The organism is Flavobacterium sp. FPG59 (assembly GCF_002150205.1).
GTDB lineage: Bacteria > Bacteroidota > Bacteroidia > Flavobacteriales > Flavobacteriaceae > Flavobacterium.
Map to the genome: position 1 here is coordinate 1 of NZ_MTCA01000035.1, position 23,422 is coordinate 23,422.

Annotated in this window: 23 protein-coding genes; 9 read left to right on the forward strand and 14 right to left on the reverse strand. The window is 34.2% G+C overall.

Annotated features, from left to right (window positions below):
* The 4 genes from FPG59_RS05370 to FPG59_RS05385 form a co-directional block, all read right to left on the reverse strand.
* On the reverse strand, nt 1-251 hold a 251-nt coding region (locus FPG59_RS05370; protein WP_140344592.1), incomplete at its 3' end, for a hypothetical protein.
* 149 nt (nt 252-400) lie between these two features.
* Nucleotides 401-3,091: a von Willebrand factor type A domain-containing protein gene (locus FPG59_RS05375; protein WP_254906650.1), complete on the reverse strand. Its 2,691-nt coding sequence runs from the start codon at nt 3,089-3,091 to the stop codon at nt 401-403.
* A gap of 2 nt (nt 3,092-3,093) precedes the next feature.
* The gene (locus FPG59_RS05380; RefSeq protein ID WP_086453613.1) at nt 3,094-3,594 is read right to left on the reverse strand and encodes an RNA polymerase sigma factor; all 501 of its coding nucleotides are present in this window, start codon (nt 3,592-3,594) and stop codon (nt 3,094-3,096) included.
* Nucleotides 3,595-3,701: 107 nt separating this feature from the next.
* The gene (locus FPG59_RS05385) at nt 3,702-4,538 is read right to left on the reverse strand and encodes a hypothetical protein (protein ID WP_086453595.1); all 837 of its coding nucleotides are present in this window, start codon (nt 4,536-4,538) and stop codon (nt 3,702-3,704) included.
* Between the two features lie 153 nt (nt 4,539-4,691).
* Here FPG59_RS05385 and FPG59_RS05390 point away from each other — a divergent pair, with 153 nt between their 5' ends.
* Nucleotides 4,692-5,570: a PPK2 family polyphosphate kinase gene (locus FPG59_RS05390; protein ID WP_086453596.1), complete on the forward strand. Its 879-nt coding sequence runs from the start codon at nt 4,692-4,694 to the stop codon at nt 5,568-5,570.
* 56 nt (nt 5,571-5,626) lie between these two features.
* Here the strand turns inward: FPG59_RS05390 and FPG59_RS05395 are convergent, their stop codons facing one another.
* Nucleotides 5,627-6,187, reverse strand: coding sequence for a hypothetical protein (locus tag FPG59_RS05395; RefSeq protein ID WP_086453597.1), 561 nt, complete (start codon nt 6,185-6,187; stop codon nt 5,627-5,629).
* 229 nt (nt 6,188-6,416) lie between these two features.
* Between FPG59_RS05395 and FPG59_RS05400 the strand changes: the two genes are divergently transcribed.
* Together FPG59_RS05400 and FPG59_RS05405 are read left to right on the forward strand one after the other, a co-directional pair.
* A complete protein-coding gene (locus FPG59_RS05400; protein WP_086453614.1) occupies nt 6,417-7,796 on the forward strand; it encodes an MATE family efflux transporter in 1,380 nt (459 codons plus the stop codon).
* 24 nt (nt 7,797-7,820) lie between these two features.
* A complete protein-coding gene (locus tag FPG59_RS05405; protein WP_086453598.1) occupies nt 7,821-8,051 on the forward strand; it encodes a hypothetical protein in 231 nt (76 codons plus the stop codon).
* A gap of 3 nt (nt 8,052-8,054) precedes the next feature.
* Here the strand turns inward: FPG59_RS05405 and meaB are convergent, their stop codons facing one another.
* From meaB to FPG59_RS05420, 3 genes are read right to left on the reverse strand one after another with little or no spacing between them, the layout of a single operon-like run.
* Nucleotides 8,055-9,296: a methylmalonyl Co-A mutase-associated GTPase MeaB gene (meaB, locus tag FPG59_RS05410; RefSeq protein ID WP_176330698.1), complete on the reverse strand. Its 1,242-nt coding sequence runs from the start codon at nt 9,294-9,296 to the stop codon at nt 8,055-8,057.
* Nucleotides 9,244-9,891 (reverse strand): NAD(P)-dependent oxidoreductase, encoded by a 648-nt coding sequence (locus tag FPG59_RS05415; protein WP_086453599.1) that lies wholly within the window; start codon nt 9,889-9,891, stop codon nt 9,244-9,246. Before FPG59_RS05415 ends, meaB begins: the two co-directional genes overlap by 53 nt.
* A gap of 55 nt (nt 9,892-9,946) precedes the next feature.
* Nucleotides 9,947-10,354 carry an Rrf2 family transcriptional regulator gene (locus FPG59_RS05420; RefSeq protein WP_086453600.1) on the reverse strand — a complete coding sequence of 136 codons (408 nt, stop codon included), beginning with the start codon at nt 10,352-10,354 and terminating at the stop codon, nt 9,947-9,949.
* Nucleotides 10,355-10,495: 141 nt separating this feature from the next.
* Here FPG59_RS05420 and FPG59_RS05425 point away from each other — a divergent pair, with 141 nt between their 5' ends.
* A complete protein-coding gene (locus tag FPG59_RS05425; RefSeq protein WP_086453601.1) occupies nt 10,496-11,407 on the forward strand; it encodes an AEC family transporter in 912 nt (303 codons plus the stop codon).
* 49 nt (nt 11,408-11,456) lie between these two features.
* Nucleotides 11,457-12,668 (forward strand): MFS transporter, encoded by a 1,212-nt coding sequence (locus FPG59_RS05430; protein ID WP_086453602.1) that lies wholly within the window; start codon nt 11,457-11,459, stop codon nt 12,666-12,668.
* A 51-nt stretch (nt 12,669-12,719) separates the two neighbouring features.
* Here FPG59_RS05430 and FPG59_RS05435 read toward each other — a convergent pair whose 3' ends face one another.
* The 6 genes from FPG59_RS05435 to FPG59_RS05460 form a co-directional block, all read right to left on the reverse strand.
* Nucleotides 12,720-13,601, reverse strand: a complete 882-nt coding sequence (locus tag FPG59_RS05435) for a DMT family transporter (RefSeq protein WP_086453603.1) — start codon at nt 13,599-13,601, stop codon at nt 12,720-12,722.
* Nucleotides 13,601-14,182, reverse strand: a complete 582-nt coding sequence (gene nudK / locus FPG59_RS05440; protein ID WP_086453604.1) for a GDP-mannose pyrophosphatase NudK — start codon at nt 14,180-14,182, stop codon at nt 13,601-13,603. The genes FPG59_RS05435 and nudK overlap by 1 nt, the downstream gene beginning before the upstream one ends.
* Before the next feature lie 58 nt (nt 14,183-14,240).
* On the reverse strand, nt 14,241-15,512 hold the full coding sequence (locus FPG59_RS05445; RefSeq protein WP_086453605.1) for an adenylosuccinate synthase: 1,272 nt from the start codon (nt 15,510-15,512) through the stop codon (nt 14,241-14,243).
* A gap of 49 nt (nt 15,513-15,561) precedes the next feature.
* Complete coding sequence (locus tag FPG59_RS05450) at nt 15,562-16,020, reverse strand: Fur family transcriptional regulator (RefSeq protein ID WP_086453606.1); 459 nt, start codon at nt 16,018-16,020, stop codon at nt 15,562-15,564.
* A 119-nt stretch (nt 16,021-16,139) separates the two neighbouring features.
* A complete protein-coding gene (locus FPG59_RS05455) occupies nt 16,140-18,362 on the reverse strand; it encodes a bifunctional (p)ppGpp synthetase/guanosine-3',5'-bis(diphosphate) 3'-pyrophosphohydrolase (protein WP_086453607.1) in 2,223 nt (740 codons plus the stop codon).
* Nucleotides 18,363-18,476: 114 nt separating this feature from the next.
* Nucleotides 18,477-19,262, reverse strand: a complete 786-nt coding sequence (locus FPG59_RS05460; protein WP_086453608.1) for an RNA methyltransferase — start codon at nt 19,260-19,262, stop codon at nt 18,477-18,479.
* Nucleotides 19,263-19,426: 164 nt separating this feature from the next.
* Here FPG59_RS05460 and FPG59_RS05465 point away from each other — a divergent pair, with 164 nt between their 5' ends.
* The 4 genes from FPG59_RS05465 to FPG59_RS05480 all read left to right on the forward strand — a co-directional run.
* Nucleotides 19,427-20,029, forward strand: coding sequence for a trimeric intracellular cation channel family protein (locus tag FPG59_RS05465; protein WP_086453609.1), 603 nt, complete (start codon nt 19,427-19,429; stop codon nt 20,027-20,029).
* 36 nt (nt 20,030-20,065) lie between these two features.
* Nucleotides 20,066-21,052, forward strand: a complete 987-nt coding sequence (locus tag FPG59_RS05470) for a GNAT family N-acetyltransferase (protein WP_086453610.1) — start codon at nt 20,066-20,068, stop codon at nt 21,050-21,052.
* A 10-nt stretch (nt 21,053-21,062) separates the two neighbouring features.
* Complete coding sequence (locus tag FPG59_RS05475) at nt 21,063-22,190, forward strand: DegT/DnrJ/EryC1/StrS aminotransferase family protein (protein ID WP_086453611.1); 1,128 nt, start codon at nt 21,063-21,065, stop codon at nt 22,188-22,190.
* Nucleotides 22,191-22,192: 2 nt separating this feature from the next.
* Nucleotides 22,193-23,422, forward strand: a 1,230-nt coding sequence (locus FPG59_RS05480; RefSeq protein WP_140344593.1) for an O-antigen translocase, incomplete at its 3' end; no start/stop codon positions are given.

The window sequence follows — 23,422 nt, forward strand, 5'->3', positions numbered from 1 at the left end:
ACATTATAGGTTGCAATTTCATTTGGATTTATAGTTCTTAAAATACTTTCATTAATTAGCTTTCCATTTATAAAATAAGCCGGCTTTTTTTTATTCTCAATTTCGTTTTTGTATAGGACGTTAATAATTGTATCATTTTTAGAAGCAATTTCTTGATTTGTAATTCGTAATCCTTGAACGTTTCCTATCGGTTTTTGTCCGAAGCTATTAATTGATAGAAGTATTGTTACAATAAAAAGTATCTTTTTCATAATTTTCTTTTTTTACGTTTCTTAGGTTAACTAACCACTAACTTCTCAATATAACTCACGATGAGTGCGAAGTGTATTGAGAAGTTTATTCAGTGTATCTGTATACACAACATTTGCAGATTGGAATAACTTAACTCGGGTTAAAATAATTATTTCACAGTTTCTACCAAACGGACAAACTCTGCTTTATAACCGTCTTCGTCATTGGACAATCCTTCTTTTGCCAGTTTTTTGATTTCTTCAGAGGATTTATTAGATACTAGATTTGAATCTCTCAATTTCAACCCAAACCAAGCTACAGCGGCACTAAATTTAAAATCATCGGACGAATTTTTCAATGGAATTGATTTGTTTTCAATAGCCTTTACCATTTCAATACTTTTGTCACCATCAGGTTTTTTATATCGGAATTTTATAGTTGCCAATTCATCAGAATAATCACTTCCATTTGAGCTTGTTTTGGTGTATTTTAAATCCGGTTGATTGTTGATAAATTCATTTTCCACACCAGTTGGAATCACTTCGTACAGAGCAGTTACTGTATGGCCGCTACCTAATTCTCCTGCGTCAATAGTATCGTTTGTAAAATCCTCGGGACGTAATTTTCTGTTTTCGTAGCCAATTAATCGGTACGCCTGAACATGTTTTGGATTGAATTCGATTTGAATTTTCACGTCTTTGGCGATAGCAAACATTGAACCTTTGAATTCTTTACCTAAGAAACGATTGGCTTCTTGAATATTATCGATATAAGCATAATTTCCATTGCCTTTGTCGGCTAAAGTTTCCATTTTGCTGTCTTTGTAATTGCCCATTCCATAACCCAAACAAGTTAAGAAAACTCCCGATTTTCTTTTTTCTTCAATCAAGGTTTGCATATCTGTATTGGAGGAAGCTCCCACGTTAAAATCACCATCAGTAGCCAGAATTACCCGATTATTCCCTCCTTTGATAAAATTTTCTTCTGCCAATTTATAAGCCAATTCTATTCCTGCACCACCAGCCGTGCTTCCACCAGCATTGAGTTTTTCTAAAGCATCGATGATAGTTTGTTTTTCGTCTCCAGTTGTTGGACGCAAAACCATTCCCGCTGCTCCGGCATAAACCACAATGGCTACTTTGTCTTTTTTTCGGAGTTCGTTTACCAAAATTTTCAGTGATTGTTTCAGTAAAGGCAATTTGTTGGGATCACTCATCGAACCTGAAACATCAATCAAGAAAACCAAGTTGGAAGCTGGCAGATTATCTGTTGGAATATTTTTGCCTTGCAAACCAATTTTTAGCAATTGGTGTTTTGGATTCCAAGGACAATCACTGTATTCCGTATTAATCGAAAACGGATTTTGGTCTTGTGGTTGTGGATATTTGTACTTGAAAAAATTGACCATTTCTTCGACTCTCACGGCATCTTTCGGCACGGTTTGTCCGTTGTTGATGAAACGTCTTATGTTGGTATAAGAAGCATTGTCAACATCGATGGAGAAAGTGGAAAGTGGTGCTGATTTTGGACTTTCGAATTGATTTTCTAGAAAATTTTCATAGTCTTCTTGTGAAACTTCGATAGATTTTGGTGGAACTACTATTTGTTCTTTCTTTTTATTTTTGTTCAGTTTTTTAAGTCTTTTTTCTAGTTCTTTTTTAGAAAGATTTTGATAAATTCCGTTTTTTGTTGTTAGTAAAATGACACCATTTGATGCTCTACTTCCGTATAAAGAAGTTGCTGCGAAGTCCTTTAGGACGTTTACAGTTTTAATATTTTCGGGTTTTAATTGTTTGAACTCCTCAGGATTCACAGGAACACCATCAATAATGTATAAAGGTTCGCTTGATTGTGTAATGGATGCTTTCCCGCGGATTCTAATTGTTGGATAAGGTTTAGGCGAGTCTTGACTCAAATATTCAGGATTGTTTGTAATTTGAACTCCTGCAATTTTACCTTGAAGGGCTTGACTAACATTTGCTGATTTTTGTTTCATCAAATCAGTATCAGAAATCATAGCAACAGAACTCATCAAAACTGATTTTTTTGGCTTAGATGCATAAGCAGCAACTACAACTTCATTCAAAGCCATGGAATTATTAACCAGTTTCATATTTATTTTATCATTTTGACCAACAGTAGCATAACCGTTTTCATATCCTATATATGAAAAAACAAGTTCATCTCCTTTTTCAGCTTTGATGCTAAATTTTCCATCAAAGTTAGTTGCGACTCCTTTTGATATTCCTTTAATGTATACATTTACTCCAGGAAGTGGTAAGTCCTGTTCGTCTGTAACTATGCCTGAAATCATTCTTGTTGTGGCATCGTAAGTAGATGTGATTTTGGCTTTTGCCTTATTTTCTTCTGATGCAAGTGCTTCAACTTTATAGGCGTTAACATTCGCTTCTTTGTCCTTGCTCAATTCGATGTCTTTTGAATTACTAGAAGTTATTTGATTGATGTCACTATTGATATGAGTTGTTGTTTTTACTACGACTACAGGTTTTTCAATTTGTTTTTTTAGAATAACTTCTGCATCTGGTTTTATGGTTTTTGAAAGACTCTCGGTTTGTTTAGGCTCTGTTTTTTCTTGTATAACTACGCTGTTTTCTTTCGTTCCGCTTGGCTTGACTACTTTTGAATCGGTTTTAATAAACTGGTATCCCAATGAGAAAAACAATAGGAGTGAAGCGGCAATGGTTAATTTTTTCCAAAGTGCAATAGCTTTTTTGTCTTCTTTTTTGTCTAGCTTTTCTTCTACTCGCATCCAAACTTTTTCCATTGCAGGAAAGTTTTTTTCTTCTGCTTTTTGGGAAGCATTTTTTATTTTGTGGAATATTTTTTCTTGATTGTCCATGACTATTTCGCTTTTTGGTAATACAAATTGTTTACTAATTCCTTTAGCTTGGTTTTCGAAGCATTCAATTGTGATTTGGATGTGCCTTCTGAAATATTCAGCATAACTGCAATTTCTTTGTGGCCATATCCTTCGATAACGAAAAGATTAAAAATCGTCTTGCAACCTTCAGGAATGTGATTGAGCAAATTCAACAAATCTTCCTCTTCGAGGTCCGTTATTTCATCAGTAAAAGGTTGCGCAATAGTTTTGATATCATCAAGATGCAAATTGAAATTGGTGTTTTTCTTGATGGTAGCTAAACAATGATTGACTGTAATTTTTCGGGACCAAGCTTCAAAAGCTCCAAATTCTTTGAGCTGGTCGAGTTTGGTAAAAATAGTATAGAAAGCGTCGGCCAATGCCTCTTCTATTTCTTCCTCTTTCTTTAGGTAGCGCTTGCAAGTGCGGTACAATTTTGGAGCCATAAGCTCATACACTTGACGCTGGGCATCTCGTTGCATTTTTTTGCAGTCAGAAATTAAATTTTCGTTTATCACAATTTATGTCTTTCTACTAAAGAGATTAAAAAAATGAAAAAGGTTGGGATGGAGATAAAATATTTTTTGATTTATTGCTTTGAAAAGGATAATTTATAAATATACGTTTCTAAAACTTCAGTGTCATTGTCTTCGCAAATCAGGAACTCAATTTTTTCTTTTGAATTGGCGTATAAAGTCAATCCTTCGAATTTATGGGTATCGCTAATTTTTTGAGTGAAATTGATTTTCATGGTTTTCAAGTCGATGCTCCCAATTAAGCTTCCTAAAACTTCGCCATCATCATACGTTGATTGTGTATCTTCGGCTGTGGCCAAAAAATAAAGCGTATCGTCTACAAGAATTGCATCGGTAAAGCTGCTGCGTACTCCTTTTATTTTAGGTAATTTGTAAGCATTGGACAGAATTTGAAAATCGTTTGTTAGGTTTTTTCCGGCTATGGTAAAAAGTACATTTTTATTCGAAATTCCGTTTCCGCGGTTCAATAAATACCAATTTTGACCATTATACGTGGCGCCTTCAATATTGAAATCTTCGGGATTAATCTCGCCAAAGTTTTGCATGACAGCATACAAATCGGTTAGATCGTGAGTTGCAATTATTTTTTTATCGGCATCGTTTAGCTGAATCATTTTGTTTCTATTGGCGGTTGACCCAGATCCAAAAACATAAAGACTATCGCCAAAGTATGCGATAGCTTCAAAATCGGCTTTATCTTTTTTAGGGGTGTTTTCAATAGGATTTTCGAGCAATGGATGGCGTTGTAATTCTTTAGAATCCAATTGATATTCATAAAGGAATCCGCTGTTATCACCTATAATTAGTAGGGAATTATTTTTATAGATAAGTCCTGAAGCTGAACCAATACCGATGATGTGAAAGAGAATTTCGAGTTTGAATTTTTCCATGATTTGTCTTTTTTATAGCAAGTCCCTAGCCCTGATGGAAGCGTTATCCTTTTACGAACGCCTTTTTTTGGCGGAGGAAAAGATTCAAGCGTACAGCAGGAAAAAGCTCCTTGTAATTTGTTATATTTGAGAAGTAAAGATAAATTATTTCTTATGAAGTCTATAAATCCAGACGATTTTAAAGTTGTTGACAAAATTAACTTGTCAAAATTGCCAACCAATTTAGAAATTGGTGCCAGTGATGAAAAAAAAGAAGACAAATTAAAGAATGTCACTGAAAAATTAAGTGCCTTGCAAGATGTCATGTATGCGCACAATAGGTATGGTGTTTTGATTTGTTTACAAGGAATGGATACTTCTGGAAAGGACAGTTTGATTCGGGAAGTTTTCAAGGAATTTAACTCGAGAGGAGTGGTGGTGCATAGTTTTAAAACGCCCAATTCTACTGAATTAGAGCATGATTTTTTGTGGAGGCATTATTTAGTTTTACCTGAAAAGGGAAAGTTTGCCGTGTTTAATAGATCGCATTATGAAAATGTTTTGGTGACGAGAGTGCATCCCGAGTATATTTTGAACGAAAATCTACCAGGAATTGAAGACGTGGCAGACATTACGCCGGAGTTTTGGGAAAATAGAATGGAGCAGATCAATAATTTTGAAAAGCATATTACGCAAAATGGAACCATTATGCTAAAGTTCTTTTTGCATTTGAGTAAAGAGGAGCAAAGGCAGCGCTTGTTACGCCGTTTAGAAGAGCGGGAACACAACTGGAAATTTTCGGTAGGAGATTTAAAAGAGCGTGATCAATGGGATAATTATATGCATTTTTATGAAGAAGCCATAAACAAGACAAGTTCTGAGCATGCGCCATGGTATGTTGTTCCAGCCGATGATAAAGAAATGGCACGTTATATTGTGGCTAAGATTATTTGGGAAGAAATGCAAAAACACACTGATATTAAGGAGCCAGAGATGGATGATAAGGTCAAGGCTAATATGGAATTGTATAAAGAAATGTTAGAAAAGGAATAGACAAAAAAAATGCGCTGAATTTCAGCGCATTTTTTTATAACTAATTTTATGAGGTCTTATAGTTTAAAACCGTAAGCCAAACGTACACCAACTTGTCCAACTCCTCTACCAAGAGTTCCATTGTTGTTTAAACGATCTAAATGATTGTAATGTGTATAGTTCAACGATACATCAATATATTTAGTAGCGTATCCAATACTTGGAGACAATAATAATGATGTTTTATCTCTGGTATTGTCTACATTACTTACAGCAAATGCTGCACCTGCTTCACCCATTACATAAAACTGATCGTCCCAAATAAATGCTTTGAAACCTGCTTTTGCCGGGATTAAACCTAAGTCTTTTCCGTCAGCTTTACTAACAAACAAATTAGTGTATCCTGTAGTTAAGGTCAAAGAGTATCTTTTTGATAAATCATATTGACCTCTTACGTCAGCACCAAGTGCTAATTTGTATGGGTCATTAGTTGAGTAACCTGCATTTAATCCTACACCTAAACGGAAACCTTGATCATAATTCTCTGCTGTGTTTGTTTCTTGTGCTTGAGTTGTTGAAGCAAACATCATTGCTACTGCTACTAAAAATCCTGTTTTAATTTTTCCTGCGATTGTCATAATTGTAAAATTTAATATTAATATTTTGTGTCATTTTGCTTTTGTTATTCGTGCAATACAACGGTACAAATATAGACTTGGAGTTTTGTAGGCATGTTATACAATTTAACGGGTTTGTTACAGAATTTCTTGTTTTGGGGAGTAATAATGAAAAAAGCTAGTTTAATAATGGACTAGCAATGCTAGAATTGAAAGCTTCTAATTATCTTTGCCTTCAAAAAATAACAAAGTGAATTTATCTCAGTACGTCAAAGAGTTTTCTTATAACATCAAATTAGCCTATCCTGTCATTCTAGGAATGTTGGGGCATACATTAATAGGTATTGTAGATAATTTTATGGTAGGGAAATTAGGCTCTACTGAATTAGCAGCAGTTTCACTTGGAAATAGTTTTATTTTTATTGCAATGTCTATAGGTATTGGGTTTTCTACGGCAATAACACCGCTTATTGCAGAGGCCGATGCTGAAAAAGACAATCAAAAAATCCGAACTACTTTTCATCACGGATTATTGCTATGTACCATTTTGGGACTTGTGTTGTTTGTGGTTACGGTACTTTCTAAACAAGTAATGTATATCATGCATCAGCCCAAAGAAGTAGCTGATCTTGCTGCTCCTTATATTGATTGGGTTGCTTTTTCTATGATTCCGGTAATCATGTACCAAGGATACAAGCAGTTTGCAGATGGTTTATCAAAAACTAAATATTCTATGTATGCTATTTTGTTGGCAAATGTAGTGCATGTTTTTTTTAACTATGTATTGATTTATGGAATTTGGATTTTTCCAAAATTAGGAATTCTAGGGGCAGCATTAGGAACGGTTTTATCCCGAATCATGATGGTGGTTTTTATGCATTATCTATTGAAAAGAAACGCCGATTTGAAAAAATACTTTAAGAATTTTAGTTTCAAAGAAATAAAAAAATCGATTCTTAAAAAAATCATTAATTTAGGAATGCCCTCAGCCATGCAAATGCTTTTTGAGGTTACTTTGTTTACGGCGGCAATTTGGCTTTCTGGATCATTGGGAAAAAATAGCCAAGCAGCTAATCAAATAGCGTTAATCCTGGCATCATCTACCTTTATGGTAGCTATGGGACTTAGTGTTACGGCTATGATACGTGTAAGTAATTCTAAGGGATTGAATGATTTTAAGCAACTTATTGTAGTAGCGCGCTCTATTTTTATTTTAGCTATTTTACTAGAAATATTTTTTGCAATTTTATTTGTTATCTTTCATCAAGTGTTACCACATTTTTTCTTAAACATGTCCGATGCGAGTCAAATGGTTGATAATAATGAAATTATAGTAATCACTTCAAAACTATTGTTGATTGCGGCTATATTTCAAATTTCAGATGGGATTCAAGTAGTTGTTTTGGGTGCACTTAGAGGTCTTCAAGATGTAAAAATCCCTATGTACATTACCTTTGTAGCCTATTGGGTTGTTGGTTTTCCTATATCGTATTATTTAGGAAAGTACACAGAGCTCAAAGCTGTGGGTATCTGGATAGGACTTTTAGCAGGTTTAACAATTGCTGCATTATTTTTGTATATTCGCTTTGCAAGATTGACAAAACGTTTGGTACAACAAAACGAGAACTAAACTTAAATACTTAACATTACATTCATGGAATTACCAAAATTTTTACTGGGCGACAATACTGATTTTCCCGAAGATATATTTATCATTCACCTAGATTACCCACGTTTTATAATTAATTTGAAAGACGATGAGGTAGAGTTTATGGAAGAAGCGGAGGATTTAGATGAAGCCGAATTAAATACAGAAATGGAAGGATTAATTGTTCTTGCTAATGAATTTTATGACCGAGAAATGGAACGCTACGAGAAAGAGTAAGTTTTACTTTTTTTTGAAATAGGTTTCTAATAATTTTTGAGCGGCTGCAAAGGGTGAAATTTCATCATTTTGCACCGCTTTTTTTGTAGAGGTTAATGATTTTTGAATTTCTGGATTGCTGAAAAAATTGGTTTTCAATTGCTCGTTGATCGTCTCAAGCATCCAATATTGATTTTGTTCTTTTCTTTTTTCAAAAAAATAGGCATTGCTTTTGGTTAGGCTTAAGAATTTCTCGATGGTAGTCCAAACTTCGCTGATTCCTTCTTGTGTTATGGCGCTACAAGCTGCCGTGGTTGGTGTCCAGCCTGATTTTTTGGCCGGAAAAAGATGCAAAGCTCTGTTGAATTCTAATTTGGCAAGATTGGCTCTTTTGATATTATCGCCATCGGCTTTGTTGATCACAATAGCATCTGCCATTTCCATAATCCCGCGTTTAATGCCTTGTAATTCATCGCCTGCACCAGATATTTTTAATAACAGAAAAAAATCAACCATACTGTGAACAGCCGTTTCGCTTTGGCCCACGCCAACAGTTTCTATAATAATGATATCAAAACCTGCAGCTTCACAAAGTGTAATGGTTTCTCGAGTTTTACGGGCTACACCTCCTAATGTTTCTCCTGAGGCTGATGGACGGATAAACGCATTTTTATCTTTGACTAGTTCTTCCATACGAGTTTTATCACCCAGAATACTTCCGTGTGAAATAGTACTACTAGGATCAACGGCTAGTACGGCTACTTTTTTTCCTAAGCTCGTTAAGTATTTTCCAAAAGCTTCAATAAAAGTACTTTTTCCAACGCCGGGAACGCCTGTAATTCCAATTCGCACCGATTTATTGGCGTGCGGTAAGCAAGCTGTGATTACTTCATTGGCTTTTGCCAAATGAGTACTGCTGGTACTTTCTACAAGAGTAATGGCTCGGCTCAAGGCAGTAATATTTTCGGCTAAAATACCTTCAACAAGTTCTTTTGCGGACGGTTGTATTTTTCTAAAACGCTGAATAACTCCAACAGATGTTGTGCTGATCATTTCGGGAGGAGTAATTCCGGGTTTTTCGTGTAGTGCGCTTGGGTTTTTGTCTTTTTGTTCCAAAATATGGTGGCGTTGAACTGTAAAAGTACTAAAAACAAAAACAGTTTCAAATAAGCTTTTACTTTTTGAAACTGTTTTTTTAGATGCTAGTTGTGTACTAATATGCCGCTGTAAATCGTACTTGATAATGCTTTGGTTCTTCGGCTTCATCGGCAATAACAACTGCAAGATCCTCTACAGATAGGATGCTTCTATTGTCTTCGTTAAAGACAGGATTTTCTAAACCCAAACGGTATTTTCCAGTTCTTCCTGTAGTGATTCCTTGATGCATCTCTAAAGCTGGACTAAAGAATGTCCAATTCAATTCTTTTTCCTCTTTGATATGATTCAAATAATCCCTTGCAGCGGTAGCGCCCGTATAATATTCTTTTGGAAAATCAGGTGTGTCTACTGCTTGAACATTCGGGGCAACATACAAACTACCGCCTCCTCCAATAGTGAGGAATCGTTTTACATCTGATTTTTTTACAGCTTCCTGAATTGTTTTTGAGGCTTCAAGAAAATCGTTGTAAAAGTTTGGATTGGTCCAACCTGCACTATAGGCGTTAATCACAAGATCATTCCCTGTAATGGCCTCAAGTAATTCCGTTTCAACACGGGCATTGGCCTTAATCCATTTTACGTGTTCTTTGTTTTCGTCTTTTGGGTTTCTCGCAATTGCAGTAATTTCATGATTACGCGCGTTTAATTCGTTTAGAATAGCGGTGCCTACAAATCCAGTGGCTCCAATGATAGCAATTTTCATAATGTTGGGTTTTAATACGTAATAAAAAATGTTACAGTTATAGTTAAAAAAAAGTTTAAAATTGATTCGAAAATTTTTCGAGTGTTATGTTGCTCAATTCAGAGCTGATTTTAGTGTTGATCTCATCATACAAATCGGTTAGTTTTTCATTCATTTTTCTTCCGATAGGGCATTTTGGATTGGGCGTGTTTTTTGCATAGCCTAAGTTAACGGTTTCAAAAGTCATTTTAAATATGGTATCTAAAGTAAGGGACGCTGCCGATACGGATAATTTACTACCTCCATTTTTACCTTCTTTACTAACTACAATATTATTTTTTTTAAGGTTTGCTATCTCTTTCCGAACCAAAACGGGGTGTACATTCATACTCGACGCCAAGAACTCTGAGGATAAAAATTCCTCAGGAAATTGATGCAGCAATGTGAGAATGTGAATGGTTATAGCAAACTTACCTGAAATCATACTGTAATAAAATATGTTACAAATATACAATGTATTTTTAATTTACCAATTATAAAATGCTTTTTTCTTGGTGATGCGCCTATTTGTAAATTCATTTGATTCAATTCATAAAATAGGGGTACTTTTGTAGTAAATTAAGCTATGACCAATTTTATATTAATTTTTGTTTTTTTAGTACTCGGTATTGTTTTGCAACATTGCAAAAGATTTCCAGTAAACATTTATAAATTACTGAATAAAATTGTAATTTATATTTGTCTTCCTGCGCTTGCATTATTTTACATTCCTAAAATAAAATGGAGTACGGAGTTGCTTTTTCCTATTGGTGTGGCTTGGATAGGCTTTATCGGCGCGTATCTTTTTTTTACACTTTTAGGGAAAAAATTTGGTTGGTCTAATAAACTCATTGGATGTTTGATTCTAACGGCAGGACTAGGAAACACTTCCTTTTTAGGATTTCCCATAATTGAAGCTTTGTATGGTGAAGAAGGATTGAAAACAGCGATCTTGGTTGATCAACCTGGATCTTTTGTGGTACTTTCTACGCTAGGTATTCTTGTCGCTACTATGTATTCTAGTAGTCAATCTAATGGATTTGATATTTTAAAAAAAATCCTTTTTTTTCCTCCTTTTATTACATTCATTATTGCCTGCGTCATGAATAATTTAGGATATGATTTCATTGATACGCTTCAATTTGGATTACAAAAAGTAGGAAGCGGCGTAACACCAATAGCATTGTTATCAGTAGGGTTGCAATTAAAATTTGAACGTAAAAGTCAGCATTGGCGTTTTTTAGGACTCGGACTTCTATATAAATTAATCCTAACGCCTGCACTTATTTATTTGTTGTATGTTGTGCTTTTGCAACAGCACTCTAAAATTATTCAAGTAGCAATCATGGAAGCTGCCATGGCACCTATGATTACAGCTTGTATTTTGTCTGCCTCTCATGGTTTAAAACCTCGTTTAAGCAGCATGATGATTGGTTTTGGAATCCCATTATCTTTTGTCACTTTGTTGTTTTGGTATTTTTTAGTACAGTTTATTTGAATTGATTTATCAAAACTAAATCTTATATACGTTTATCTATTTTTTAAATATGAATACATCCCCTAATTCGGTATCCCAACAAGATACCAATCCTATTGCACAGCAAACCGTTTATTCGATCTTGTTTTCTATTGCGTTTGCTCATTTACTAAACGATTTACTGCAAGCTGTTATTCCAGCATCATATCCCATTTTAAAACAAAACTTTAATTTGACTTTTTCGCAAATAGGTCTAATTACGTTAGCTTATCAATTGGCTGCCTCTATTTTGCAGCCATTAGTTGGGTTGTATACTGACAAGCGGCCTAAGCCTTTCTCACAAATCTTCGGGATGTTATTTTCTATGTCAGGAATTATATCTTTGTCCTACGCTTCTAGTTTTGAAATGATTATTATTGCTGTTGTTTTGGTAGGAATAGGATCTTCTATATTTCATCCCGAAGCTTCTAGAATATCGTTTCTAGCTTCTGGTGGAAAGCGCGGTTTGGCACAATCTATTTTTCAGTTGGGAGGTAATGCTGGGACTGCCATTGGACCTTTATTAATTGCTTTAATAGTAGTTCCTAATTCACAGTTTTATATCATTTGGTTTGTAATAGCAGCTTTAATTGGCTTACTGGTTTTGAGTCGAATTGCTCTATGGTATCAGCATCATTTGAGTTTACGTAGCACCAAGAAAACTGTAATTGCTCTACCAGATTTATCCCAAACTACCATTGTTTTAGCTGTAGTAATTTTGTTGGTTTTGATTTTTTCAAAGTTCTTTTATATGGCTAGTATGTCTAGTTATTTCACGTTCTATCTTATTGAAAAATTTAGCTTGTCCGTTCAAGATGCACAGTTTTATTTGGTATTATTCTTAGTTTCTTGTGCTATAGGGACACTTTTAGGCGGACCAATTGGCGATAAGTTTGGAAGAAAATATGTAATTTGGTTCTCTGTTTTAGGGGCTGCACCTTTCACCTTATTGTTGCCGTATGTAGATTTATTTTGGACAGGAGTTTTATCAATGCTTATTGGAATCATCATGTCATCTGCTTTTCCTGCAATTTTAGTCTATGCGCAAGAGTTATTGCCTAAAAAACTCGGAATGGTTTCAGGATTGTTTTATGGTTTTGCTTTTGGAATGGGAGGTTTAGGTTCTGCTTTACTAGGCCATCTTGCTGATCAAACTAGTATAACACATGTTTATTTTATATGTGCTTATTTACCCTTGATTGGTATAATAGCGCTCTTTTTGCCTAATTTAAAGAAGAAATAATTACTAGAATTAACTGTTTTACAATCCAATAATTCTCAAGAGGTATAGGTTCTATTTTTTATTGGTTAGCAATAATCCAGAAATGATTATTCCCATACTTAAAATTTGCGTACCATAAATGGCTTGATTGAGAAACACAAAGGCTAGAACACCGCTAAAAACGGGTATCAAATAATAAATTATTGCGGTCTTAGAAGTGCCTATTAACCGTATTGCTTCGTTCCATAAATAGAACGAAATTAGGGAAGCAAATATTCCTACATACAAGACTATCAAGATTGTTTTTGAATCAAAAAATACTTTTTTTATGGTAACATGTTCAAAAATATAAAGAGGCAAAAGTAAAAAGGTTCCCATTACAAAAACACTAAATAGAAATACGCTAGGCTCCAACTCCGATGGTTTTTGTCGGACAAGAATAGTATAACATGCAAAAAATAAACAAGCCAAAAGCATTAATACATCACCAAAGGTAAAATTTGTTTGAAACAAGGTTTGAATTGATCCCTTTGAAATAAGGACTAAAACACCCGTTATGATGGTTGTAATTCCAAGTGTTTTTATTTTTGAAACTTTCTCTTTAAAAAATATTCGAGACAGTACAATTATGAATAATGGGATAGAAATGGCTATTAAAGATAAGTTTACAGCACTAGTAGTTTTACCTGCAAAGTAGATGAGAGTATTAAAAACGGTAATGCCTAATACGCCTGTAATTACAAGATATTTGATGTTTTTTTTGATGATTTGATAATCTCGAATACTTTTTTTTAGTGCAAAGGGTGCTAAAGCTAAGCAAGCAACAGTCCAACGCCAAAAAGCTAAGCCAATAGGAGGAATGTGGCCTTTTACTCCACTGGCAATAACCATATTCACTGACCAAAGTAAGGTAGCTAGTAAAGCAAATAAAACTCCTTTAGTGTTGTTGTTCATTACAAAAGGCTGTTTATTTTGGCATATTGTAACAGCATAATTGTTTTGGCGTCTTTTAATTCTCCACTTTCAATCATAGCGTATGCAACTTCAAATGGCATTTCAATTACCTCGATATTTTCCTCTTCATGTTCAACTCCACCACCTTCGCTTACTTTCATGCTAGCATCATATTCACCGGTAAATAAATAGAGAATTTCGGTTACAGCGCCAGGTGACATGTAAGTTTCCATGATTCTTTTTACTTTTGAAATTCGGTATCCCGTTTCTTCTTCAGTTTCTCTTATAATGCATTGTTCAGGATTGTCTTGATCAAGAAGTCCTGCGCAAACTTCAATCATCATCCCGCTTTCATTTCCGTTTAAATAGGTGGGGAGTCTAAACTGTTTTGTAAGTATAACTGTTTTAAAATGTGTGTTGTATAACAATATGGCAGCTCCATTACCTCTATCATAAACCTCTCTTTTTTGAGTAATCCAAGAGTTGTCTTTTTTTTGATAATCAAATGTTACTTTGTTTAGTTGATACCAGTTGTCAGAGAGGATTTCAGTATTTTGGATTTTAATATTTGGATTTTTCATTTAATTCATTTTTTTTGAATAAAAAAAACGTCCCGTTGAATCGGGACGTTTAGGATGTTTATTTTAAGATCGTTTGTTTTCTATCTGGACCAACAGATACAATTTTGATCGGCACCTCAACTTCTTTTTCTATAAAAGCAATGTACTCTTTTAGTTCAACTGGCAATTCATCATAAGTTGTCATACCCGTTAAATCTTGTTTCCAACCTTTAAATTCTTGGTAAACTGGAGTTACATTTTCTGGCTCAATGTTATACGGGAAATGAGAGATTTTCTCGCCTTTGTAATTGTAATCCGTACAAACTTTTAGGGTTTCAAATCCAGATAGCACGTCACCTTTCATCATCATCAATTGCGTTACACCATTTACTTGTACAGCATATTTTAATGCTACAAGATCAAGCCATCCGCAACGTCTTTGTCTTCCTGTTACTGATCCAAATTCGTTTCCTACGCGTGCCATTGTTGCTCCATCTTCGTCAAAAAGTTCAGTTGGGAATGGGCCACTTCCTACACGAGTAACATATGCTTTGAAAATTCCGTAAACTTCTTTAATTTTATTTGGAGCAATACCTAAACCAGTACAAGCACCCGCAGCTGTAGTATTTGATGATGTTACAAAAGGATACGTTCCAAAATCTACATCTAGTAAAGAACCTTGAGCACCTTCGCACAGGATTGATTTACCAGTCTTTTGAGCTTGGTGTAAATATTCTTCACTGTCAATAAAATCTAATTTTTTTAATTCTTCAATTGCTGCAAAGAATTCAGTTTCCATTTCAGCTAAATTGTATTGAATTGAAACATCGTAAAACTTGATCATTTCTTCATGCTTGTCAGCCAATGCTCTGTAACGATCTGCAAAATCTTCAAGTTCAATATCACCTACACGAATTCCGTTTCTACCTGTTTTGTCCATATAGGTTGGGCCAATACCTTTTAAGGTTGAACCAATTTTAGCTTTCCCTTTTGATGCTTCAGAAGCAGCATCTAGCAAGCGGTGAGTAGGTAAGATTAAGTGTGCTTTTCTTGAAATGATTAATTTACTTTTGATATCTAAATTAAATTTTTCAAGACCTTCAATTTCTTTTTGAAAAACTACAGGGTCAATAACAACTCCGTTACCTATTATGTTTACAGCAGTTTTATGAAAAATACCAGATGGGATAGTTCTTAAAACATGTTTTATCCCATCAAATTCAAGTGTATGGCCTGCATTTGGACCTCCTTGAAAACGGGCAATAATGTCATATTTTGAAGTAAGAACATCAACAATTTTTCCTTTTCCCTCATCTCCCCATTGTAATCCTAGTAATAAATCTACCGTCATTCTAAGTGTTATTTGTAGTTAATTTTATATTTGTAAGAACTAGTGTTCTTTATTGTTTTTGTTTTTTATTGCCGTAAAGATAAAGCGAGTGATTGGTAATTTCAATATCAAAAATCTCTTCAATAGTTTTCTTGATGGTTTGAATTCTTGGATCACAAAACTCTATAACTTCACCGGTATCAGTCATGATAATGTGGTCGTGTTGCTTGTCAAAATAGGATTTTTCATAGTGGGCTTGATTTTGACCAAATTGATGCTTTCTTACCAAGGCACAATCTAGCAGTAACTCAATAGTGTTGTAAAGTGTAGCCCTACTCACACGGTAGTTTTTGTTTTTCATTTTGATGTATAAATTTTCTACATCAAAATGTTCTTCGCTATCATAGATTTCTTGCAGGATAGCATATCGCTCAGGTGTTTTGCGATGCCCTTTTTTTTCAAGATAAATCGTAAATACATTTCGTACGATTTCTTGGTTTTTTGAGTTGTCTGTGGCAATAAGTGTCATATGCTGGCAAAGATAATTTTTTTAGTTTAAAATGTAAAGTTTTCTTTTTTTGAATAGCAATTAGTTATCTCAGGATTTCCAAAATAAATACGTTGACAACTAATGATTTCGTGCTATCATTAGGTTTTGTATTCCCTTGTAACTTTGTCAATTCCGTCAATTTTTTTAATATTATTAATCATTTTTTTCAAAATAGTGTTGTTTTGAACAATGACAGTTACTTGTCCGTGAAAAATACCTGCATCTGTACTCAGTGAAATACTTTGAATGTTGACATTCATATTGCTTGATATTACCTTTGTAAGCTCATTTGCAAGTCCTAGCACATCCATTCCAGTAATATTGATAATGGCTTTAAATTCTTCTTGAGAAGAGTCAATCCATTTTGCTAACATGATTCTGTAAGCGTAATTTGATTGCATTCCTATAGCGTTAGGGCAATCTTTTTTATGAACCTTAATGCCTTCATTGATGGTAACAAATCCAAAAACATCATCACCAGGAATAGGGTTGCAACAAGGGGATAATTTATAATCCAGTTTGTCATGTTCTTTACCAAAAACCAGCATGTCATAATTACTACTGATAATGGGTTTGTGAATGTCCTCATCAGATGTATGACTAGGAGAACGTTTTATTTTATTCTTGAAAAAATTAATGAATGTATTGCTTTTTTGAGCAGCATAGTCTTTAAGTTGCTGGTTTTCTATGGCACCTATTCCTACTCTGTAAAATAAATCAAGACTTGTTTTTAGTTTAAAGAAATTTACGAGCTCATTAATTACCTGTTCACTCAAGGTTATTTTTAAATGTTTTAATTTACGAGTAAGAAGTTCTTTTCCTTCTTCGCCAATTTTTTTGGTGTTTTCGTTTAAAACATTTTTAATTTTTGTTTTGGCTCTAGAGGTTGTAACATAATCCAGCCAGTTTATGGTAGGTTTTTGATGCTGAGATGTGATCACTTCTATTTGATCCCCACTTTTTAATTCAAAGTTTAAGGGAACTAATTTGCCATTTACACGTGTTCCTCTGGTTCTGATTCCTATTTCTGAGTGTATGCTAAATGCAAAGTCTAGTGAGGTAGCGCCTTTTGGCAATGATTTTATTTCTCCTTTTGGCGTAAAGACAAAAATTTCTTTTGAATATAAATTCATTTTAAAATCCTCTACAAAGTCAACGGCATTTGTTTCAGAGTTTTCTAACGCTTCTTTCAAGAGGTTAAGCCATACATCCAGACCACTTTCTTCGGTAGCTCCGTTTTTGTATTTGTAGTGTGCAGCATATCCTTTTTCTGCAATTTCATCCATACGTTCACTACGAACTTGCACTTCTACCCAGCGTCCTTTAGGCCCCATAACAGTAATGTGTAAGGCTTCATATCCGGTTGATTTAGGCGATGATATCCAGTCTCGTAAACGACTAGGACTAGGTCTGTAATGATCTGTTACAATAGAATATATTTTCCAGGCAATGAATTTTTCTTCATGAGGATTTGATTTGTACACTATTCGTAAAGCAAATTTATCATACACTTCATCAAAACTCACATTTTGAGCTTTCATTTTTCTACGAATAGAGTAAATGGATTTAGGCCTGCCTTTAATAGCATACTCAACACCCTCAAGGTCTAAAGCTGTTTTAATCACATCTGAAATATCAGCAATGTAGGCGTCTTGTTCCTCTTTTGTCTCTTTTATTTTGCTAACAATTTCATGGTAAATTGCAGGTTCTGTATATTTTAAGCCTAAATCTTCTAGTTTGGTTTTAATATTATACAACCCCAATCGGTGAGCAAGCGGTGCGTAGATATAGAGTGTTTCTGATGCAATTTTAGTTTGCTTATCCTCCCGCATAGAATCCATGGTTTGCATGTTGTGCAATCTATCTGCGAGTTTTATCAATATTACACGTACATCATCATTGAGCGTTAAGATCATTTTGCGGAAATTTTCCGCTTGTAAAGAGGCGTTCAAGTCTTTTTGTACCAATGAGATTTTAGTCAATCCCTCTACAATTTGAGCTACTTTGGGGTTGAATAAACGTTCAATATCTTGCACAGTTGTTGGGGTGTCCTCAACCACATCATGCAGTAAGGCTGCAGCAATTGAAGTTGCTCCAAGACCAATCTCTGACGCTACAATTTTGGCCACAGCTATAGGATGAAAAATATAGGCTTCGCCAGATTTTCTTCTTTGGTCTTTATGGGCTTCAACAGATACATCAAATGCTTTACGAATGAGTTTTTTATCCTCTTCGGTTAGGGTTTGGTAACTAATCCTAAGTAATTCTTTATATTCGTGTGCAATTGCTTTATTTTCTTTCTCGATATCGATTTCTATCATAACAGCTTTGTATAATCACTAAATTTAGCAATTTATTGTAATATTTGCAAATCAAAAAGGTGTTTTATCATTTTTCTTAGCACTTAAAAAAAGGACATTAGTAAGTTTTAAATTTTAAAAACCTCTTTGTCTTTTGGCTTCAAAAATAAGTATTGCAGCTGCTACCGACACATTCATAGAATCAATTTCACCTTGCATTGGTATAATTATGTTTTGTGTTGCAGCATTTCGCCAATCCTCTGTAAGTCCTGTTGCTTCTGTTCCTACAACTAGAGCCGTTGGTGTAGTGTAGTTTTCTAAATGATAGGAGTTTGAGTTTTGTAAGGTGGCACAGTAAAAGTTGATTTTTTTATCTTTTAAAAAAGCAATAATTTCTGCGGTGGTTCCAGTAGCAATCTGGTTGGTAAACAAGCATCCAACACTTGAGCGAACAATATTAGGGTTGTATAAGTCGCTTTTTGGGTTTGCAATGATTACGGCGTCTAGATTTGCAGCATCGGCAGTACGCAGCAATGCACCTATATTTCCTGGTTTTTCTGGAGCTTCAGCAATAAGGATTAGAGGGTTTTTCGACAATTTGAGGTCATTCAATTGCATGGATTTTGTTTTGGCTACAGCCAAAACTCCTTCGGTAGTATCTCTATATGCTAGTTTTTGATACACTTCTTTGTTTATAGAAATTAACTCAGCAGTTGCTGATAATTGCAATGCTTCGGTTTCTGAAATAATCTCTGGAAGAAATAAAATTTGATCCAGAACATATCCACCTTTAACTGCAATTTCAATTTCTCTTTTCCCTTCTATTAAAAAAGTTCCAGATTGTTTTCGTGCTTTAGCCTTTTCCTGTAGTAGCACTAAGGATTTTATATATGGATTTTGAACTGAAGTAATTTGTTTCAAGATTTTGATCTATTTGATTTATAGCTACAAAGATACATAGAGAAATGACAGTTTTAAAGCCCTTTTATTTAATATTTAATACAAAGCAAGAGCGCTAGAATTTAGGGATACTAGAGGTGAATTGACGCAGATTTTATCTATTTTTGGCAAAAAACTAGTTTTAAATGTTTCATTTTCTAGATCTTATTGGTACCATGGCTTTTGCACTTTCGGGTGCATTAACAGCTATGAGTAAAAAAATGGACCCTTTTGGTGTTTTTATTATAGCATTTGTAACGGCTGTGGGCGGTGGAACATTGCGAGACATCTTGATTGGGCGCACTCCTGTAGGATGGATGCTTGACTTGAATTATGTTTATGTTATTGCCGTGGGTTTTGTATTGGCAATTATTTTCAGAAAAAAATTTGACAAACTCAGGACTTCCTTATTTTTGTTTGATACCATAGGATTGGGTGTTTTTACACTCATTGGTCTTGAAAAAGGAATTCACATTGGGTTACATCCTATAATATGTGTAGCGCTAGGTACTATGACCGCTTGTTTTGGAGGCGTAATTCGTGATATATTATGTACTGAAATTCCAGTTATTTTTAGGCGCGAGATTTACGCTACCCTTTGTATCTTGGGTGGAATTGTCTTCTTTATACTTAGGGATTTAAACCTAGAAAATGATGTGCTATATTTAACAACTTCGTCTATAATTATTTCGCTCAGATTGATGGCAGTCAAGTTTAAATGGTATTTACCTACCTTAGAAAAGAAATAAAAAAATGATTACTTTAATGCTGTCTAAAATTTAAAAGTGAAGCAATTTTACATAAAAAAATACGAACCTACTGATTATAAACTGTGGAATGATTTTATTGGTCAAGCCAAAAATGCTACTTTTTTATTTCATAGGGATTTTATGGAGTACCACAAAGATCGTTTTGTTGATTTTTCACTTTTGATTTATTTCAACTCACAATTAATTGGAATAATGCCAGCGAACAGAGTTGAGGATACTGTTTTTTCTCATCAAGGTCTTACTTATGGTGGTCTTGTTACAACGGATAAATCTAAGCTCAAAACTATTCTCATGGCCTTTAAGGAGGTTTTATATTTCCTAAATCAAAATGCAGTTCAAAAACTGTATCTAAAAGCAATTCCCTCCATATATTGTAACAAACCATCCGATGAATTGCTCTATGCTTTATTTTTGGCCGATGCCAAATTAGTTAGAAGAGATTCTCTTGCCGTAATTGATTTGTCCCAAAAAGTAGTTTTTGATAGATCTAGAAAAAACGGAATTATAAGAGGCGTTAAAAATAACCTAGAAGTAAGAGAAGAAAATAGCTGTAATGCATTTTGGAACCAAGTGTTGATTCCCAATTTAAAAGCACAACATCAAATAGAGCCTGTGCATACAGTTCAAGAAATGGAGTTTTTAAAAGCAAATTTTCCTGGACAAATTAGGCAGTTTAATGTATACAACAAAGATGTTATTGTTGCAGGTGCAACCATATTTGAAACCGACACAGTGGCCCATTGTCAATACCTATCTAAATTTGAAAATGGAAAAAAATTAGGAAGCCTTGACATTTTATTCCAACATTTAATTTATCAAGTTTTTGCTCATAAGCGGTATTTTGATTTTGGGATTTCAAATGAACAAAATGGGAAGTTGCTCAACGATGGTTTGTCATACTGGAAAGAAAGTTTTGGAGCTAGAACAATAATTCAAGATTTTTATGAAGTACAAACGGCTGATTTTGAAAAGTTAACCGCTATTTTTGTAATTAATAATTAAGTCTTGATAGATGATTAAATTCCTAGATTTAAAGAAAATAAATGCACCTTATGAAAGTGCTTTTCAAGATAAATTGAAACAAGTACTGGATAATGGTTGGTATATACTAGGGAGTGAGTTGCAAGATTTTGAACGGGATTTTGCTTTATACTGCGGTACTAAGTTTTGTATAGGTGTAGGCAATGGTTTTGATGCACTTTTATTGCTTTTTAAAGGATACATTCAATTAGGTAAATTAAAAAAAGGAGATGCTGTCATTGTTCCTGCCAATACGTATATTGCCAGTATACTAGCTATTTTACAAGCTGATCTTGTACCTGTACTAGTAGAGCCAAAGCTTAGTACGTTCAATATTGATACCAATGCTATTCTAAAACATATTACTTCAAATACCAAGGCTATTTTAGTTGTTCATTTATACGGACAATTGGCAGATATGGATGCTATATTTGCCCTTGCAAATGCTCATGATTTAATAGTACTAGAAGATGCAGCTCAAGCTCATGGTGCTCAAATTACGAGTGGTAAAGCCAGTCTAGAATTACAAGAGGAGCCACTATCCCGCAATCAAGCCTATAGTTTTTATCCAAGTAAAAATCTGGGAGCAGTAGGAGATGGAGGTGCTATTACTACCAATGATGCTGCTCTTGCGGAAGTTCTACAATCCATTCGAAATTATGGTTCTAAGCTTAAATACAAAAACGATTTTATTGGAGTAAACTCTAGATTAGATGAGGTTCAAGCAGCATTTTTAAATGTAAAATTACCTTTTCTAGACGCGGCTAATGCTCATCGAATAGCAGTTGCACAGCGATATTTAAATGAAATAAAAAATGAAAAGATAATATTACCTAGTATTTCAAATTCTATTGGTCATGAAACTAGTCATGTATTTCACTTGTTTGTGATTAGAACACTTGATCGAGATGATCTGCAAAGATATTTAAGCGAAAATGATATTGAAACGGTAGTGCATTATCCTATACCGCCACACAAGCAAAAAGCTTTTGAATTTTTAAACCAATATTCATTTCCCATAACCGAGAAAATACACAACGAGGTTTTGAGTATACCCATGAGTCCTGTTTTGACTGAGGACGAAGTTAGTTATGTGATAACGATTCTAAATCAATATTAGTTTTGAACATATTAAGTAAAATTATTCAATATAAGTTGTTTAAAATCGCTACTTGGAATAGTCTGAGTGTTGCCATAAAAATAGTATCAGGATTAGTAACATCAAAAATTATAGCTGTTTTTGTGGGGCCCAGCGGGATGGCTCTTGTAGGTAATTTGCGTGTTTTTTTTACTTCACTGGAGAATATTTCAACTTTAGGTTTTCAAAATGGCATTGTAAAATATGTTGCTGAAGCCGAAAATAACGATATGGAACTCAAGAAAGTTTTAGCAACAGTAACTATGAGTTTGCTTGCCGTTGCAGTAGTTTTGAGTTCTGTCTTGTACTTTTTGGCGTCCTATTGGAATTTTTTGCTATTTGGAGAAAATTTCGACTTTGCTTTTGTTATAAAAGTCTTGGCATTTTCTTTACCATGGTATACCATTTCTGTGTTTTTTACCGCTGTTATCAACGGACTTGGTAAATACAAAAAAGTTATTTGGATCAATACAATAGGGAATGTATTGGGTTTTTTATTGTCTATAATATTAATTATTAATTACAAAACAACGGGTGCGTTACTTGCGCTTGTTTTAATGCCAGCAACACTTTTTTTTGCAGCCGTTTTTTTTGCCAATAAAGAAATTGCATTTATATCCTTATTTTCTTGGAAAGAATTTGATTTTGCTATTCTAAAAAAATTAGCATCTTATACCGTAATGACTTTAGCTACAGCTGTAGTAGCCCCATTTGTTTACCTCGCCATTCGGAAAAATATCATCTTAAATTTAGGACTTGAACAAGCTGGATATTGGGAAACGATGCAGCGAATTTCAATGTATTACATGATGTTTGTGACCACTATAATAAGCGTATATTTTTTACCGCAATTGGCTATAGCCAAAAACAATTTGGCAACAAAAAAAATGTTTTTGGAATTTTATAAATTGGTTTTACCATTTTTTATAGTTGCCATGGTGGTATTATATTGCCTACGATTTTACATCATCGATCTTCTTTTTACTCCTGCTTTCCGTCCTGTTGCAGCCCTGTTTTTTTGGCAATTATTTGGAGATGTATTCAAGGTTGCTGCTTTAATTTTAGGGTGTCAATTTTTTGCCAAAAAGCTTACCGTAGCATTCTTAATGACAGAGTTTTTTTCCTTATTTATGATGTTTTTTTTATGTACTTTTTTGTTGAAAAAATATGGTATAGAAGGTATAGTATTGGCGCAAGCAATTGATAATGTGATC